This window comes from Bradyrhizobium sp. PSBB068 (genome assembly GCA_016839165.1).
Taxonomy (GTDB): domain Bacteria; phylum Pseudomonadota; class Alphaproteobacteria; order Rhizobiales; family Xanthobacteraceae; genus Bradyrhizobium.
The window spans coordinates 982,181-997,716 of the sequence record CP069300.1; the positions used below are offsets into that span (position 1 = coordinate 982,181).

Sequence of the window (15,536 nt, forward strand, 5' to 3'; positions counted from 1 at the left end):
TATCAAGGGCGAGCTGCTCGGAGGTTGACCGATGCTCCCACAGGTGACGTTGGCAGGTTTGGTCCATTCCGCGGCCGGCGCGGTCCATGCCGTCGTGGCGATGCTGTGCATTGCTGTCGGGCTGATCCAGTTCCTGCGGCCGAAGCGCGGCGCGGGCCACCGGGCGCGTGGCTATTTCTACGTCTATGCCATGCTGGTCGGCGACGGGACCGCGATGCTGGTCTACCGGTTCACCGGCGCCTTCAACCTGTTCCACCTCGGAGCGATCGTGAACTTCGCCTGCATCGTGGCGGCGATTGTTCCGCTGCTGCGCAGCCCGCGGCCGGCGAACTGGCGATTGAAGCACTATTATTTCATCTCGTGGTCCTACGTATCGCTGATGTCGGCCGCGGCCACCGAAATCGCAGTGCGCGTGCTGCCGCTGACGACGCGCGGACAGATTGGGCTGACCGCATTGGCCCTGTCGATCGTGATCATGACGCTCGCCTATGTCCTGATCGGAAAATATCGGCCGCCGCCGGAAACCCCGCCGGTTTCCGCTCGATTCGCCGAGCAGAGTGGGGTGCCGTCTTGATCGACAGCCAGCAGGCCAGCGCGGCGCTGAACGACATCAACGACGTCGTGCATCGCGTCCGCCAGTCGCGAATCTATCAGACCGCCAGTCTGATCATCATCATGTGGGGCGTGTTGGTATTCGCAGGCTACATCGCCAATTACACATGGCCGCCACAGGGCCATACGATCTGGGCCGTCGTCGACCTCATCGGAATCGCGGGCTCGATCGCTATTGCCGCGTTCAGCGGTGTCGGTCCGGGGGCGGGCGCCTTCGCGCTCCGATTGCTGGTGGCGTTCCTGCTGTTCATCGCATTCGGCATTTTCTACTCGGCAGTGTTGGGTCATTTCGGGCCGCGCCAGATGCTGGTGTTCTGGCCGCTCTTCACGATGCTGTTCTATGCGCTCGCCGGCCTGTGGTTCGGCTACGCTTTCATCGTGATCGCGCTCGGCAGCAGCGCCTTGATCGTGACCGCCTACTTCCATGCCGGTCCGGCGCTGCTGCTGTGGATGGCGGTGGTGCATGGCGGCGCACTCATCCTCGGCGGGCTCTGGATGCGCCGGATCTAACGCGATGGCCGAACTCGACGAGATCATCCACCAGCCGCTGCGGCTGCGGATCATGGCGGCGCTCAATGCGCTGCCGGTTTCGACCGGGCTGGAATTCGCCCGGCTGAAGAAGCTGACCGGCGCCACCGACGGCAATCTCGGCGCCCATATCGAGACGCTGGCGCGGGCCGGCTATGTCGCGGTCGACAAGGCCTTCGTCGGCAAGAAGCCGCAGACCACGGTGACCGCGACCGCGGCCGGTCGCGGCGCCTTCGCCCGCCATGTCGCGACCCTGCAGGAGATCATCGCGGGCAAGCAGCCGTGAGGCTGGAATGACGGGGGAATCGGCCCCGTCGCCCCTTGCAGGCCGGCGGGGATTCGTGCGACCGACACAGCTCTCGCACCCATTTGAGCCTGTACCTGATGAACATCCTCCTGCTCGGTTCCGGCGGCCGCGAACATGCGCTGGCGTGGAAGATCGCCGCATCCCCGCTGGTGACGAAACTCTGGTGCGCGCCTGGCAATGCCGGGATCGCGCGCGAGGCCGAGTGCGTCGCGCTCGATGTCGCCGACCATGCCGCGGTGATCGAGTTCTGCCGGCGCAACGCGGTCGATCTGGTGGTGGTCGGTCCGGAGACGCCGCTCGCCGCAGGGATCGTCGACGATCTCGCCGCTGTCGGCATCAAGGCGTTCGGGCCGAGCCAGCAGGCCGCGCAGCTCGAAGGCTCCAAGGGCTTCACCAAGGACCTCTGCAGCGAGTTCAATATTCCGACCGGCGCCTATCGCCGCTTCGACAATGCGAAGGACGCCGTGGCCTATGTCCGCGCCCAGGGCGCGCCGATCGTGGTCAAGGCCGACGGGCTCGCCGCCGGCAAGGGTGTCGTGGTGGCGCAGACGCTGCATGAGGCGGAAGCCGCCGTTGCGATGATGTTCGAGGGCGCGTTCGGCGCGGCCGGCGCCGAGGTCGTGATCGAAGAATTTCTGTCCGGTCGCGAGATCAGCTTCTTCGCGCTGTGCGACGGCGAGACCGCGATCCCGCTCGCGACCGCGCAGGACCACAAGCGGGTGTTCGATCACGACAAGGGGCCGAACACCGGCGGCATGGGCGCCTATTCGCCGACGCCGTTCGTGACGCCTGAAATCCATGACCAGATCATGGCGCGGATCGTCCTGCCGACGGTCGCCGGGATGAAGCGCCGCGGCATCCCGTTCAAGGGCGTGCTCTATGCCGGCGTGATGCTGACCGCGCAGGGCCCAAAACTGTTCGAATACAACGTCCGCTTCGGCGATCCCGAGTGCCAGGTGCTGATGCTGCGGATGATGTCGGACATCGTGCCGGCGCTGCTCGCCTCGATCGACGGGCAATTGAAGAATTTCGATCTGCGCTGGTACCCGGACCCGGCGCTGACGGTTGTCATGGCGGCCAAGGGCTATCCCGGCGACTACATCAAGGGCACCCGGATCGACGGCCTCGATGACGCCGCCAAGGTCGAGGGCGTCGAAATCTTCCACGCCGGCACGGTGGCGAAGGACGGCGCGATCCTTGCCAACGGAGGCCGCGTGCTGAACGTCTGCGCGATGGCCAAGACCGTCACCGAGGCACGCGATCGCGCCTATCAGGCCGTCGATCGCATCAAATGGCCGGAAGGATTCTGCCGCCGCGACATCGCCTGGCAGGCGGTGGAGGCGGAGCAGGGCTAGCTCACCGCGTCATTGCGAGGAGCGAAGCGACGAGGCAATCCACCTCTCCGCTTGGGGCGCGATGGATTGCTTCGCTTCACTCGCAATGACGATTAACTACAGCAGATCCCCGCCCGCCGCGCTCGCCGTGGTGCCGTGCTCGCGGAACGCCTTGATGACGTTCTTGCCGATCTTCCACTTGTGCACCTCGTCGGGGCCGTCGACCAGCCGCTGCGAACGCACCTGGGTGTACCATTTCGCCAGCGGCGTATCCTGGCTGAAGCCGAGCGCGCCGTGCAGCTGGATCGCGGTGTCGATCACCTTGTGCACCATGTGGGCGTGGAAGATCTTTGCGATCGAGTTCTCCTGGCGGATGTCGAGGCCCTTCTCGGCTTTGTAGGCGATGTGCAGCAGCATCAGCCGGCCGATATAGAGCTCGCTGGCGCAATCGGCGAGCATGAACTGCACCGCCTGCCGATCGGCCAAGAGCTGGCCGAAGGTCGAGCGCTTGGTGACGTGCGCTGCCGCCATGTCGAGCGCGCGCTGCGCCTTGGCGACATTGTGCATGCCGTGGCGCAGCCGGCCGTAGGCGAGGCGGTGCTGGCCCATGTTGAAGCCGTTGCCCTCGCCGCCGAGCAGGTTGTCGGCGGGTACCTTCAGATCCTTGATCTCGATCTCGGAGTGGCCGCCATGGATCACGTCGTCATGCGGACCCTCGATCGCCATGTTGGCGACGTTGCGCTTGATGCGGTAGCCGGGATTGGGCAGCTCGACGATGAAGGTCGAGTATTGCTTGTGGCGCGGCGCGTTCGGATCGGTCTTGGCCATGACAAGCGCGAGGTCGGCGACGCTCGCCGACGACGAGAACCACTTTTCGCCGTTGAGGATGTAGTTCTCGTTGCCGTCCTTCACCGCCGTGGTCTGCATGCCGGTGGCATCGGCGCCGGCGGCCTTCTCGGTCATCGAGAAGCAGATCCGCTTCTCGCCGTTCAGCAGGGGTTTTAGGAATTTCTCCTTCTGGTACTCGGTGCCGTGCGCCAGGATCGTCATCATCGAGGCGTCGTCCGGCCCCTGTGTGTTCATCGAGAGCGCGCCGAGCATGCTCTCGCCGAGCTCCATCTGCACCAGCGCGTTCGCCAGCGGGCCGAGACCCATGCCGCCATACTCCTTCGGCACGAACGGGCACCACAGGCCCTGCGCGCGGGCCTTCTTGCGGAGCGGCGCCAGCACCTCGGCAAGCGGCTTGGTGTCGAGTTCCTTTTCCGCCGGAATGCACTCGTCATGCACGAATTTGCGGACCTTCTCCCGGATCGCCTTGGCTTCAGCGGGAATCTCGAAGTCGATCGACATGGCACTTCCTCGTTTCATGTTGTTGTTGGCTAGGCTTGAGGATGGCATAAACCTCGCCCATGCCAGCGGCAACGCCGAACAAAGTTTGAAGCACGGCGCACGCGACCGGGAGGAGCCACCGATGCCTGATCTCGCCGATCTTTTTCCCGGTTATGAAGCGAAATGGATCAACACCTCGCAGGGCCGCATCTTCGCCCGCGTCGGCGGCAAGGGCCCGCCGTTGCTGCTGCTGCACGGCTTCTCCTCGACCCATGTGATGTGGCACACGGTTGCGCCGAAGCTTGACGACAAGTTCACGCTGATCATCGCCGACCTGCCGGGCTACGGCTGGTCCGACATGCCCGCCAGCGACAAGGATCATACGCCCTACACCAAGCGGGCCTGGGCGAAGACCATGGTCGAGGCGATGGAGCAACTCGGCCATGTGCACTTCGCGCTGGCCGGTCACGATCGCGGCGGGGGGGTCTCATACCGGCTCGCGCTCGATCATCCCGGCCGGCTGTCGAAGCTGGCGGTGCTCGATATCGCGCCGACTTATGACTATTGGCAGAAGCTCAATCGGCTGTCGGCGCTGAAAATCTACCACTGGTCGTTCCTCGCACAGCCCTATCCGCTGCCGGAGACGCTGATCTCCAACAACGGCGAATTCTTCCTCAAGGAAAAGATGGCGAGCCAGACCAGGACCAAGACGCTGGAGGCGATCGACCCACGCGCACTCGAACATTACCTCGCGCCGTTCCGCGATCCCGCCCGCATCCACGCGATGTGCGAGGACTATCGCGCCGGCGCCTATGCCGACTTTGAAATCGACAAGGCCGATGTCGATGCGGGCAAGAAGATCACGATCCCGATGCTGGCGCTGTGGGGCGATGCCGGGGTTGCGAGCGCTGCGACGACCCCGCTCGACACCTGGAAGAATTGGGCCACCAATGTCAGCGGCGCACCGGTGGCGTCAGGGCATTTCCTGCCCGAGGAGGCCCCGGACGCGACCGCGAAGCTGTTGCGGGAGTTCTTCCTGGCGGGGTGATTCCACCCTGCATCGTCATCCTGACAAATGTCAGTGTATGGTTCACAGGCTGCGCCAAACATTCAGCGTCGTCCTGGCTTTCGCCAGGACGACGGGGTGACAGATCTACTTTTCGCGTCCCCTACCGCCGCTCCCGGAAGAACTCGCGCAGCAGCCGCGCCGCCTCGGTCTCGCCGACCGCGCCATAGACCTCCGGAACGTGGTGGCAGGTCGGTTGTGCGAAGAAGCGCACGCCGGACTCGACCGCGCCGCCCTTGGGGTCGGCGGCGCCGTAATACAGCCGGCGGATGCGGGCAAAGGAGATCGCGCCGGCGCACATGGTGCAGGGTTCGAGGGTGACATAGAGGTCGCAATCGACCAGCCGTTCGGTGCCGATGGCCTCTGCCGCCTGCCGGATCGCCAGGATTTCGGCATGCGCAGTGGGGTCGCGATCGGTCAATGTCCGGTTGCCGGCGGTGGCGATCACCTCATAGCCCCGCACAATCACGCATCCGATCGGAACTTCGCCCGATTTTCCGGCATTTTCGGCCGTTTTCAGCGCCAAATCCATGAAAGAAGGGGCCGACATGCCTCGTATCATCGGAAGAAACCTGCTAGTAGCTTCGCCTTCAGCAAAAGTGGATGCCGGTTTTGCGTCAAGCGCGCTGCCAACGGGGCGCGCACGACCGGTTGGCCCTTGCACCCCAATTGAACGCCCAGGCGAGAACATTCATGCCCCGCGATAGCGACAAACACAACGATTCCCGCGGCCGGCGTGACCGGCCCGGCGGCGGCAAGGGCCGCTCCGGGGCCGCCCGCGGGCCGGAGAAGAAATTCGCCAAGCGCGGCTTCAGCGGCAAAGACTTCGCCGGCAAAGGCGATGGCGAGAAGCGTCCGTACCGTCGCCGCGAAGACGGCGATGCGCCGCGCCGCGATTTCGACGACAAGCCCCGATTCAGCCGCGACGGCGACCGTCCCCGCGGAGATCGACCGTTCCGTGACCGCCCAGGACGCGACGGCGACGGCGAGAAGCGCACCTTCAAGCCTCGTGGCGACCGGCCGCGGTTTGACCGTGACGGCGATGGCGAAAAGCGTGAGTTCAAGCCGCGCGGTGATCGCCCGAACTACAACCGCGATGACCGCGGGCCGCGCCGCGATCGCGATGACGCGCGTCCAGCGGGGCGGTCTTCCGACCGGAAGTTCGGCGACCGCAAGCCCTACGCGCCGCGCGACCGTGACGGAGAGAAGCGGCCCTACACGCCGCGTGGCGAGCGATCGTTCGGCGACCGTCCTTCGCGCGATGGCGATCGGCCCGCGCGGAAATTCGGTGGGGACAGCAAGTTCAAGCGCGGCGGCGATCGCGATCGCGGCGGAGATCGTGACCGCGGTCCGCGCAAGGATTTCGGTGATCGTCCGCCACGCGGCGAATCCAAGCCGTGGCAGAAGCGAGAAGGCGGCTCCGATCGTCCGGAGCGCGGTTCGCGCCCGTTCCGCGACGGACCGCGCAAGTTCGACAAGCCGCGAGACGATCGCGGTGGCGACGAGCGGCCGCGGTTCTCGCGTTCGCGCGACGATCGCGAGCAGGGTGATCGGCCGAAGTTCAGCCGGCCGCGCTGGAAGGATAATGATGAAGGCGGCGACCGCCGGCGCGAGCGGCCGGAAGGGCGCAGGGATTGGCAGGAGCATCCGCGCAGCGAGGGCCGCTTCGGCGATCGTCCGCGCCGCGACAATGAGGACGACAGCAAGGTTTTCGCGAAGCGCCCGGCCTTCGGCGGCCGCGGCGCTTATCGCGAACGCTCTTATGACGACCGCCGCGAGCGTCCCGAGCCGAAGCCGAAGAAGTCCGGCGAACGCATCGCCAAGGTGCTGGCGCGCGCCGGTCTCGCCTCGCGCCGCGATGCCGAGGAGATCGTCACCCAGGGGCGCGTCACCGTCAACGGACGCGTAATCAACTCGCCGGCGCTCGATATCACCGACAGCGACGTCGTGGCGGTGGACGGCAAGCCGTTGCCGCCGCGCGAGCGGACGCGGCTGTTCATGTATCACAAGCCGCGCGGGCTGATGACGACGCATGCCGATCCCGAGGGGCGGCCGACGGTGTTCGACAATCTGCCCGAGGGCCTGCCGCGGCTGATCTCGATCGGCCGGCTCGATTTCAACACCGAGGGTCTGCTGTTGCTGACCAATGACGGCGGGCTGGCGCGGACGCTGGAGCATCCCGACACCGGATGGCTGCGCCGCTATCGCGTGCGCGCCCATGGTGAGGTGACGCAGGCCCAGCTCGACCAGCTCAAGGACGGCGTCGAGGTCGAGGGCGTCAAATATGGGCCGATCGATGCGACGCTGGAGCGCGATCAGAGTTCCAACGTCTGGGTGGTGTTCGCGATCCGCGAAGGCAAGAACCGGGAGGTGCGCAACGTGATGGCGCATCTCGGGCTCGAGGTGAACCGGCTGATCCGGATCTCCTACGGCCCGTTCCAGCTCGCCGAGCTCGAGGAGGGCAAGGTCGAGGAGGTCAAGACGCGGGTGCTGCGTGAGCAGCTCGGCGAGAAGATCGCCAAGATCGCCGGCGCCGACTTCACGCGGCCGGAGCAGCGTGACGCCGGCGACGACGAGGCGCCAGCCAGGAAACCGAAGCCGAGCAAGCGCGAGACGATCAACGATCGCAAGGGCCGCCGCGTGCTGGTGCAGCGCACCGGCAGCGAGGAAGCCCGTGCCCGCAACGAGGACGAGGCCAACGGCTACGGCCCGCCGCGCCGCCCCAAGCGCGGCTATCACGGCAAGCGCGATCTCAAGCCGCAGGACGAGTAGCGGTCGATGCGTGTCGTCGGGGGCAGGCTGAAGGGTCGCAACCTCGCGTCGCCATCGGGGCGCGAGATCAGGCCGACCGCGGACCGCCTGCGCGAGTCCGTGTTCAACATCCTCGTGCACGCCTACGACAACCCGATCGAGGATGCTCGCGTGCTCGATCTGTTTGCCGGAACCGGCGCGCTCGGCATCGAGGCCGCGTCCCGCGGCGCCAGGTTCACGCTGTTCGTCGACAATGGCGCGGAGGCGCGGGCGCTGTTGCGCAACAATGTCGAGTCGCTCGGCCTCGGCGGCACCACCAAGGTCTATCGCCGCGATGCCACCGATCTCGGGCCGGCGCATCCGGTCGAGCCGTTCTCGCTGGTGTTTCTCGATCCGCCTTATGGCAAGGGCCTCGCCGACAAGGCGCTGGCCTCGCTGCGCGACGGCAGCTGGCTCACGCCGGGCGCGCTGCTCGTGGTGGAGGAGGCCAAGGCCGCTTCGTTCGCCGTGCCCGACGGTTTCGAGGAGCTCGAGCGGCGGGCCTATGACGACACGGAATTCGTCTTCCTTCGCGAAAAAGTGTAGGGCGTAGCGGCCTCCATCGACCCTATGCTGCGCCAGCGTGGACGACGGACCGATCGTCGCTTTCGGAGCGTGAACCATGGCCGACACTCTCGCCGGGCTCGCAGGTCAGCTGGAGGCGCGCGTCAAGGCGTTGCGCGGCGGCGGCGATGACGCGGCGCTGCTTGCGGCGGCGCGCGACGCCGCCGACCAGATCGGGCGCCGCCGCGGCGCGCTCGACGCCGACGCGCGCGAAGCGCTCGGAATGATTCAGCGGATGACGTTCAACGCCGCGGCCGATTGCTGGCCGGGCTGGGGCGTTTCGGACAAACCGATCGATCCAAATCATCTGCTGGCGGCGCGTGACCTTGCCGAGCGCTCGTTGGATCTTGTGCAGGAGCTGGAGCTCGGGCCGGCGCGGCTCGGAACGGGCGCCTGGCTGGTGGGCGCCTTCGATCTGGCGCTTGGCCGCTATGACGAGGCGATCGACATCTTTCGCGGCGCGCGCCGGAACTATCTCGCCGCGAGCGCGCCCGGCCTGGTGCTGCTGACGGACGGCTATGTCGCGATCGCGCGGCAATTGGCCGGGGATCGGACTTCATCCGACGATCAAGGTTTCGATCAGGTCTGCGAGCGGATCGCGGCAGGCGGGTTCGAGCACGGCGACGAATGGATCGCGCAGCTGCGCACCGCGCTGGAGGTGTTCGCGCGGCAAGTGAATTCGTAGGATGGGTAGAGCGCAGCGAAACCCATCATCGTGTCACGCGGACGAAAGTTGATGGGTTTCGCTGCGCTCTACCCATCCTACCGCATGCTGCGAGACCTACCGCCGCCCGAACAGCTTCTCGATGTCGCTGAGCTTCAATTCGACATAGGTCGGTCGGCCGTGGTTGCACTGGCCGGAGTTCGGCGTGTCTTCCATCTCGCGCAGCAGCGCGTTCATCTCTTCCGGCTTGAGGCGTCGCCCGGCGCGGACCGAGCCGTGGCAGGCCATGGTGGCGGCGACATGCATCAGGCGGCGCTCCAGCGGCAGCGCCTCGTCCCACTCGGCCATGTGTTCGGCGAGGTCGCGCAACAGGCCGGCCGCGTTGGTCTTGCCGAGCAGCGAGGGCGTCTCGCGCACGGCGATGGCGCCGGGACCGAAGGAGTCGATCGCAAGCCCGAACGAGGCCAGCTCCTCGGCACGATCGTGCAGCTTCTCGACGGTGGCCTCGTCGAGTTCGACGATCTCGGGGATCAGCAGGATCTGCCGCTGCACGCCGTTCTTCGCTAGCGAGGCTTTCAGTCTCTCATAGACGATGCGTTCATGCGCCGCGTGCTGGTCGACCACGATGAGGCCGTCGCGGGTCTGCGAGACGATATAGGTCTCGTGGATCTGGGTGCGCGCGGCCCCCAGCGGGCGGTCGAGCAGATCGGGAGCTGGCGCCGCCTCGAAGCGGACATCGGCGGTCGGCGCGCCGACGTCGAAGGCGGCCTGTCCGGGCTCGGTGAAGGCCGTCGCCGCAGCGCTCTCGAAGCCGCGCATCGGACCAGCCGGATAGGACGGCGAGCTGCGCCAGTCCCAATTGCCTGGACGCGGTGGCGTGAACGCAGGGCGGAACGCCTGCAACGTTGCGCCGTCGGCGGTGTTGGCCGCGGTGCGCCGGCCTTCGCGCGCAAGACCGTCCTTCAGCGCATGCACGATCAGCGCGCGCACCAGGCCGGCGTTGCGGAAGCGCACCTCGGTCTTGGCCGGATGCACGTTGGCGTCGACCTCTTGCGGGTCGCAGCTCACGAACAGCGCCACGACGGGATGGCGGTCGCGCGGCAGATAGTCGGAATAGGCCGCGCGCACTGCGCCGAGGATCAGCTTGTCGCGCACCGGACGGCCGTTGACGAACAGATATTGCCCGAGCGCGTTGGCGCGGGTCAACGACGGGGCGGCGGCAAAGCCCTCGACCACGACGCCTTCGCGCTCGGATCGCACCTCGATCGCGCTGGCGCGGAAATCCGCGCCGAGGATATCGCCGAGCCGGGTCAGCCGGCCGGCCGCACCGGGCAGGGCGGCCGCCCAGGTCACCGGCGCGCGCTCTTCGCCGGCCAGCGTGAAGGCGATGTCGGGGCGCGCCATGCCGAGCCGCCGCACCACTTCGCGGATCGCCTCCGCCTCGGTGCGGTCGGTCTTGAGGAATTTCAGCCGCGCCGGCGTCGCATAAAACAGCTCGTTGACCTCGACGCGGGTGCCCTGGCCGAGCGCGGCCGGCATGATCTCCGATTTCTCGCCGCCTTCGACCGACAGCGACCAGGCGTGCGGCTCGCTGGCGTGGCGCGTCGTGATGCCGAGCTTGGCCACGGCGCCGATCGAGGGCAGCGCCTCGCCGCGGAACCCGAGTGTGCGGATGCGCAACAGGTCTTCGTCGTCGAGCTTGGAGGTGGCGTGGCGGTCGACCGCGAGCGCGAGGTCTGAGCGGGTCATGCCGCCGCCGTCGTCGGTGATGCCGATCCGCCGCCGCCCGCCGCCATCGGTGAACACGTCGATCCGGCTCGCGCCGGCGTCGATCGCGTTCTCGACCAGCTCCTTGACCACGCTCGCAGGGCGTTCGACCACTTCGCCGGCGGCGATGCGGTTGACGAGCTGTTCGGGAAGCTGGCGGACGGGCATGAATTGCGCGATCGGACACGGATTCGAGGTTCGGCGGCATTCTAGTCGGCTGGCCGGCCAAATGCATGGGGCGGTCCGCGAATGGCTGCCTTTTACTGGGGATGGAGCCGGCCTATCGCCTTGAAGACGCTCACCTTCGCGTGTGCATCGGCTACGCCCTACGTGGCGATTGTGGGGTCCCACGGGCGGGTATATCGTTTAGAAAAATTATAATCCGATCGGGAGGATAGCTATGTGCCATTTGTTCTCGCACCAGCCGCAGCGCAATTATGAGTCGCAGACCCGGTCGCTGCGGATCGGCGGTCACTGCACCTCGATCCGGCTGGAAATGTCGTTCTGGGATACGCTGGAGGAGATCGCGGCGAAAGAGGGGATGAGCGTCGCCAAGTTCGTTACCACGCTCTATGGCGAAGTCCTCGACCACCATGGCGAGGTCAACAATTTCGCATCGCTGCTGCGGTGCTGCTGCCTGATCTATCGCTCGCAGAGCACAGCTGCGGTGCCCGAATTCCGGGGCCAGCCGATCCTCGACGCCGCGGAATAACCTTTCGGATTCATCGCGCAGAAAAACGGCCTTGTCCTGTTGGGCAAGGCCGCTTCAGTGAGAGGGGAACTGTAGTTTCTTGCTAGATCTCCTTGCGCTGCATCGCGCCGGCGATGTGGTCGGCCTGCCGGATCGCCAGCGACACGATCGTCAGCGTCGGGTTGCACGCCGCTCCGCTCGTGAACTGGCTGCCGTCGGAGACGAACAGGTTCTTGATGTCGTGGGTCTGGCCGAACTTGTTGACCACGCCATCGCGCGGCTTCTCGCTCATCCGGTTGGTGCCCATGTTGTGGGTCGAGGGATAGGGCGGCGTCGGATAGGTCACGGTGGCGCCGACCGCCTCATAGACCGCGGCACCCTGTCTAAAGGCGTGATCGCGCATCGCGACATCGTTCGGATGGTCGTCGAAATGCACGCTCGCGACCGGCATGCCGAACTTGTCCTTGACGTTCGGATCCAGCGTGACGCGGTTGGTCTCCTGCGGCAGGTCCTCGCCGACCAGCCACATGCCGGCCATCCGCGGATAGCCTTCCATGGCACTGGTGAAGCTGCGGCCCCAAGCGCCGGGATTGAGGAACGCGGCCATGAAGGGCAGACCGAGCGACAGCGTTTCCATCTCGTAGCCGCCGACGAAGCCGCGCTTCGGATCGTTCTTCGCCTCGTCGCGGATGATGCCGGCCATCGTGGTGCCGCGATACATGTGCACCGATTTCTCGAAGGTCGCATACACGCTGCCGGTCATGTGCCGCAGATAGTTGCGGCCGACCTGGCCGGATGAGTTGGCGAGGCCGTCGGGGAACATGCTGGACGCGCTGTTGAGCAGCAGCCGCGGGCTCTCGATCGAGTTGCCGGCGACCGCGACCACGCGGGCCTTCTGGCGCTGCATCGCGCCCGTCTCATCGGCATAGACCACGCCGGTCACCTTGCCGGACTGATCATGCTCGATCTTGATCACCATGCTGCCCGGGCGCACCTCGAGATTGCCGGTGGCTTCGCCCTTCGGGATCTCGGTGTAGAGCGTCGACCATTTGGCGCCCGACTTGCAGCCCTGGAAGCAGAAGCCGATCTGCTGGCACGAGCCGCGGCCGTCGCGCGGTTCGCTGTTGATGGCCATCCGTCCGGTGTGCACCTCCTTGTAGCCGAGCTTCTTGGCGCCGGCCTCCATCACCTTGAAATTGTTGTTGCCGGGCAGTCCGGGAATGCCGTTGGTGCGGGTGACGCCCATCTTGTTCTCGGCCTTGGCGTAATAGGGCTCCATCTCGGCGAGCGTGATCGGCCAGTCCAGGAGATTGGCGCCGGGGATGTTGCCGTAAGCCGACTTGATCTTGAACTCGTGCTCGTCGAAGCGCAGCGAGGCGCCGGCCCAGTGCACGGTGGAGCCGCCGACCGCCTTGACGATCCAGGCTGGAATACTCGGAAAGTCCTTGTGCACGCGCCAGCTTCCGGAGGTGGTGCGGGCGTCGGACCACGCGAGCTGGCTGAAGCTGTCCCATTCATCGTTGATGAAGTCCTGGTTCTCGATGCGCGGGCCGGCTTCCAGGATCACGACCTTGATGCCCTTCTGCGCCAGTTCATTGCCGAGCGTTCCGCCGCCGGCGCCGGAGCCGACGATCACGACGACGCCGCTGTCATTCAGATCGAATTTTGCCATTGTGTCCTCCCAAAATTGTCTGGTTCAGGCTTTCGGCAGCCAGTCGATGTCGGCGAAGCCGCGCTTGATGTAGCCGCCATGCTCGGCCGAGGAGCCCTCGTAGCCGAACCGCGGCCAGACCTCCTTGTTGTTGTAGAGCGAGGCGATGAGATCGCCGCGGATCTGCTGGAAGAACGCGCTTGTCTCGATCCGCTGCAGCAGCGCGACGCGATCGTTCTCCCAGGCGACCTGCGCATAAGGCATCTTGTGGCGCTCGTTGGCCTCCTGATCGAGCCGGGCGATGCCCTCATTGATCAGCGACTTGACCGCCGGGTCCTTCGCGGCCTTCTCATCCCAGGGCTTGACCGCCGTGATGTAATAGCTGTCGCCGAGGAAATCGTGCGGATAGATGTCGCGCGCCATCTTCAACAGCGTCTTCAGCGTCGCCGGCGTCAGCGTCGAGGCGCCTTCGGCCCACGCATCGGTGATGCCGAGCCCGGTCGATGTCGCGATCGCGACGGCAGGGGCGGTGGCGGCTGCGCCTTTGAGAAAGACACGCCGGTCATATCTGCTGCGTCGATCGATTTCTCTCATGGTTTCCTCCGTAGTTTATTTTCTATTTGGATTTGCAACTGGATTAGCCGAAGCGCCCGCCGCGCTGGATCACCTCGATCTTGTAGCCGTCGGGATCGGAGACGAAGAAGAAGCGCGCCAGCGTCCTGCCGTCATGCTTGAAGTCGCGCAGCGGCCCGGGCGACAGCTTCTCCTGCTCGAAGCGCGCGTGCTCGGCATCGACGTCATCGACGACGACGGCGAGATGGCCGTAGCCGTCGCCGAGCGTGTAGGGTTCCTTGCGGTCGAAATTGACCGTGAGCTCGACCTCGAACGGCGAGGACGGATGGCGCAGATAGATCAGCGCGAAATCGGGAAAACGCAGATTGTCCGCGATCTCGAGCCCGAACGCGCGACGATAGAAGTCGAGCGCTTTGGCCTCGTCGAACACGCGGATCATCGAATGCACGGGTTTCGCCATTCAGTTCAGCTCCTTCAGATAGGCGATGATCATGGCGCGGGTTTCCGGCTTGGCCTGCCGATAGGCCATCACGGCACCCGGGATCACCTCTTGCGGATTGGTCAGCCAGGCATCGAGCTTCGCATCGTCCCAGACGAAATCGGCCTTGGCGAAGCCCGCGGAATATTTGAAGCCGTCGGCCTGGCCGGCATGGCGGCCGACGACCTTGTAGAGCGACGGTCCTTGCCGGACGGGATCTGTCGCATTCGATGTGTGGCAGGTCGCGCATTGCTGCTTGAACAGCGTGGCGCCATCGGGCGGCTTGGCGGCGGGCAGGGGCATTTGCGCGCGCGCGATTTGCACTGCAAGCATTGCGCTGCAAAATCCCAGCGCCAACCTCGCCCCGGTCGTCCACCTCACGTGCAGCTTTGTCATATACATCACCGCCTCTGTGCCGTGACTGTAGGAGGCCGAAATCCGCCGTTGGTAGTAGCGGGCTGTTTCACAGCAGAACAAAGCTGGGCGGCGATCTGGCGCGGAACCGGTCGTTGCCGGTTCTGATGTCGGATGCAGCGCCATGCGTGCGCTGCATCCACTTCGCTCGAAAACGCTCCAGGGTATGATCCGGAAAAGTGCGAAGCGGTTTTCCGAAAAGATCATGCTTAAACAAGAGTCTAAAGCGCGATGACGATTCAGCCCGATCTCATCGCGCTTTAGTCGTCGAAACGGCGCGTGCCGCGACCGGCCTTGATGTCGCTGCGGCGCTTCTTGCCCTCGAGGCGGCGTTGCTTGGAGCCGAATGTCGGCTTGGTCGCGCGCCGTGGCGTCGGCCGCACCATCGCTTCCCTCAACATCTCCAGCAGCCGCTCGATTGCGTCGGCGCGATTGCGCTCCTGGGTGCGGAAGCGGAACGCCTGGATCACGATCACGCCGTCCTTGGTCATGCGGCTGCCGGCGAGCCGCGCCAGCCGCTGCGCGGCGTCCGGCGGCAGCGCGATCTTCGTCGTGTCGAAGCGGAGCTGGGCTGCGGTCGAGACCTTGTTGACATTCTGTCCGCCCGGACCGGAGGCGCGAACAAACACGATCTCAATGTCGTTCTCGTCGATCGTAAGGTCGCGGGACACCCGCAGCATGACAGCACCCGGTGCAGGGAAGAATCGGCGGCCGCAGGATAGCGGGTTTGTGTTGCGTGTGCTTGGGGTGCGTGGATGCCGCGCGTAC

General features: G+C 65.7%; 17 protein-coding genes. 9 read left to right on the top strand and 8 right to left on the bottom strand.

From position 1 onward, the window contains the following. Window positions 1-31 precede the first annotated feature (31 nt). From JQ507_04665 to purD, 4 genes are all read left to right on the top strand, one after another. Window positions 32-574, top strand: a complete 543-nt coding sequence (locus tag JQ507_04665; protein ID QRI70826.1) for a DUF2306 domain-containing protein — start codon at window positions 32-34, stop codon at window positions 572-574. Continuing rightward, window positions 571-1,122 (top strand): hypothetical protein, encoded by a 552-nt coding sequence (locus JQ507_04670; GenBank protein ID QRI70827.1) that lies wholly within the window; start codon window positions 571-573, stop codon window positions 1,120-1,122. The genes JQ507_04665 and JQ507_04670 overlap by 4 nt, the downstream gene beginning before the upstream one ends. A gap of 4 nt (window positions 1,123-1,126) precedes the next feature. Further along, a complete protein-coding gene (locus tag JQ507_04675; protein QRI70828.1) occupies window positions 1,127-1,426 on the top strand; it encodes a transcriptional regulator in 300 nt (99 codons plus the stop codon). Window positions 1,427-1,524: 98 nt separating this feature from the next. Further along, window positions 1,525-2,802: a phosphoribosylamine--glycine ligase gene (gene purD, locus JQ507_04680; protein QRI70829.1), complete on the top strand. Its 1,278-nt coding sequence runs from the start codon at window positions 1,525-1,527 to the stop codon at window positions 2,800-2,802. Window positions 2,803-2,898: 96 nt separating this feature from the next. On the opposite strand, the gene JQ507_04685 is transcribed toward purD, so the two are convergent. Further along, the gene (locus JQ507_04685) at window positions 2,899-4,131 is read right to left on the bottom strand and encodes an acyl-CoA dehydrogenase family protein (protein ID QRI70830.1); all 1,233 of its coding nucleotides are present in this window, start codon (window positions 4,129-4,131) and stop codon (window positions 2,899-2,901) included. A 121-nt stretch (window positions 4,132-4,252) separates the two neighbouring features. Here JQ507_04685 and JQ507_04690 point away from each other — a divergent pair, with 121 nt between their 5' ends. Next, complete coding sequence (locus JQ507_04690) at window positions 4,253-5,158, top strand: alpha/beta hydrolase (protein QRI70831.1); 906 nt, start codon at window positions 4,253-4,255, stop codon at window positions 5,156-5,158. A gap of 121 nt (window positions 5,159-5,279) precedes the next feature. Here JQ507_04690 and JQ507_04695 read toward each other — a convergent pair whose 3' ends face one another. Beyond that, window positions 5,280-5,738 (bottom strand): nucleoside deaminase, encoded by a 459-nt coding sequence (locus tag JQ507_04695; GenBank protein ID QRI70832.1) that lies wholly within the window; start codon window positions 5,736-5,738, stop codon window positions 5,280-5,282. 131 nt (window positions 5,739-5,869) lie between these two features. Between JQ507_04695 and JQ507_04700 the strand changes: the two genes are divergently transcribed. The 3 genes from JQ507_04700 to JQ507_04710 all read left to right on the top strand — a co-directional run bounded on the left by JQ507_04700 (window position 5,870) and on the right by JQ507_04710 (window position 9,215). Further along, on the top strand, window positions 5,870-7,948 hold the full coding sequence (locus tag JQ507_04700) for a pseudouridine synthase (GenBank protein QRI70833.1): 2,079 nt from the start codon (window positions 5,870-5,872) through the stop codon (window positions 7,946-7,948). A 6-nt stretch (window positions 7,949-7,954) separates the two neighbouring features. Next, window positions 7,955-8,512, top strand: coding sequence for a 16S rRNA (guanine(966)-N(2))-methyltransferase RsmD (gene rsmD / locus JQ507_04705; protein QRI70834.1), 558 nt, complete (start codon window positions 7,955-7,957; stop codon window positions 8,510-8,512). Between the two features lie 130 nt (window positions 8,513-8,642). Then, window positions 8,643-9,215 (top strand): hypothetical protein, encoded by a 573-nt coding sequence (locus tag JQ507_04710; GenBank protein QRI70835.1) that lies wholly within the window; start codon window positions 8,643-8,645, stop codon window positions 9,213-9,215. A gap of 96 nt (window positions 9,216-9,311) precedes the next feature. Here JQ507_04710 and mutL read toward each other — a convergent pair whose 3' ends face one another. Beyond that, entirely contained in the window at window positions 9,312-11,129 is a 1,818-nt protein-coding gene (gene mutL / locus JQ507_04715; protein ID QRI70836.1) for a DNA mismatch repair endonuclease MutL, read from the bottom strand. Between the two features lie 232 nt (window positions 11,130-11,361). Between mutL and JQ507_04720 the strand changes: the two genes are divergently transcribed. Then, window positions 11,362-11,673, top strand: a complete 312-nt coding sequence (locus JQ507_04720) for a ribbon-helix-helix domain-containing protein (GenBank protein ID QRI70837.1) — start codon at window positions 11,362-11,364, stop codon at window positions 11,671-11,673. A gap of 82 nt (window positions 11,674-11,755) precedes the next feature. Here the strand turns inward: JQ507_04720 and JQ507_04725 are convergent, their stop codons facing one another. From JQ507_04725 to arfB, 5 genes are all read right to left on the bottom strand, one after another. Next, window positions 11,756-13,324: a GMC family oxidoreductase gene (locus JQ507_04725; protein ID QRI70838.1), complete on the bottom strand. Its 1,569-nt coding sequence runs from the start codon at window positions 13,322-13,324 to the stop codon at window positions 11,756-11,758. A 24-nt stretch (window positions 13,325-13,348) separates the two neighbouring features. Next, complete coding sequence (locus JQ507_04730; protein ID QRI70839.1) at window positions 13,349-13,897, bottom strand: gluconate 2-dehydrogenase subunit 3 family protein; 549 nt, start codon at window positions 13,895-13,897, stop codon at window positions 13,349-13,351. Window positions 13,898-13,940: 43 nt separating this feature from the next. Beyond that, window positions 13,941-14,336: a VOC family protein gene (locus JQ507_04735; protein QRI70840.1), complete on the bottom strand. Its 396-nt coding sequence runs from the start codon at window positions 14,334-14,336 to the stop codon at window positions 13,941-13,943. Continuing rightward, a complete protein-coding gene (locus JQ507_04740; protein ID QRI73177.1) occupies window positions 14,337-14,657 on the bottom strand; it encodes a c-type cytochrome in 321 nt (106 codons plus the stop codon). 371 nt (window positions 14,658-15,028) lie between these two features. Beyond that, complete coding sequence (arfB, locus tag JQ507_04745) at window positions 15,029-15,448, bottom strand: aminoacyl-tRNA hydrolase (GenBank protein ID QRI70841.1); 420 nt, start codon at window positions 15,446-15,448, stop codon at window positions 15,029-15,031. Between the last annotated feature and the right edge of the window lie 88 nt (window positions 15,449-15,536).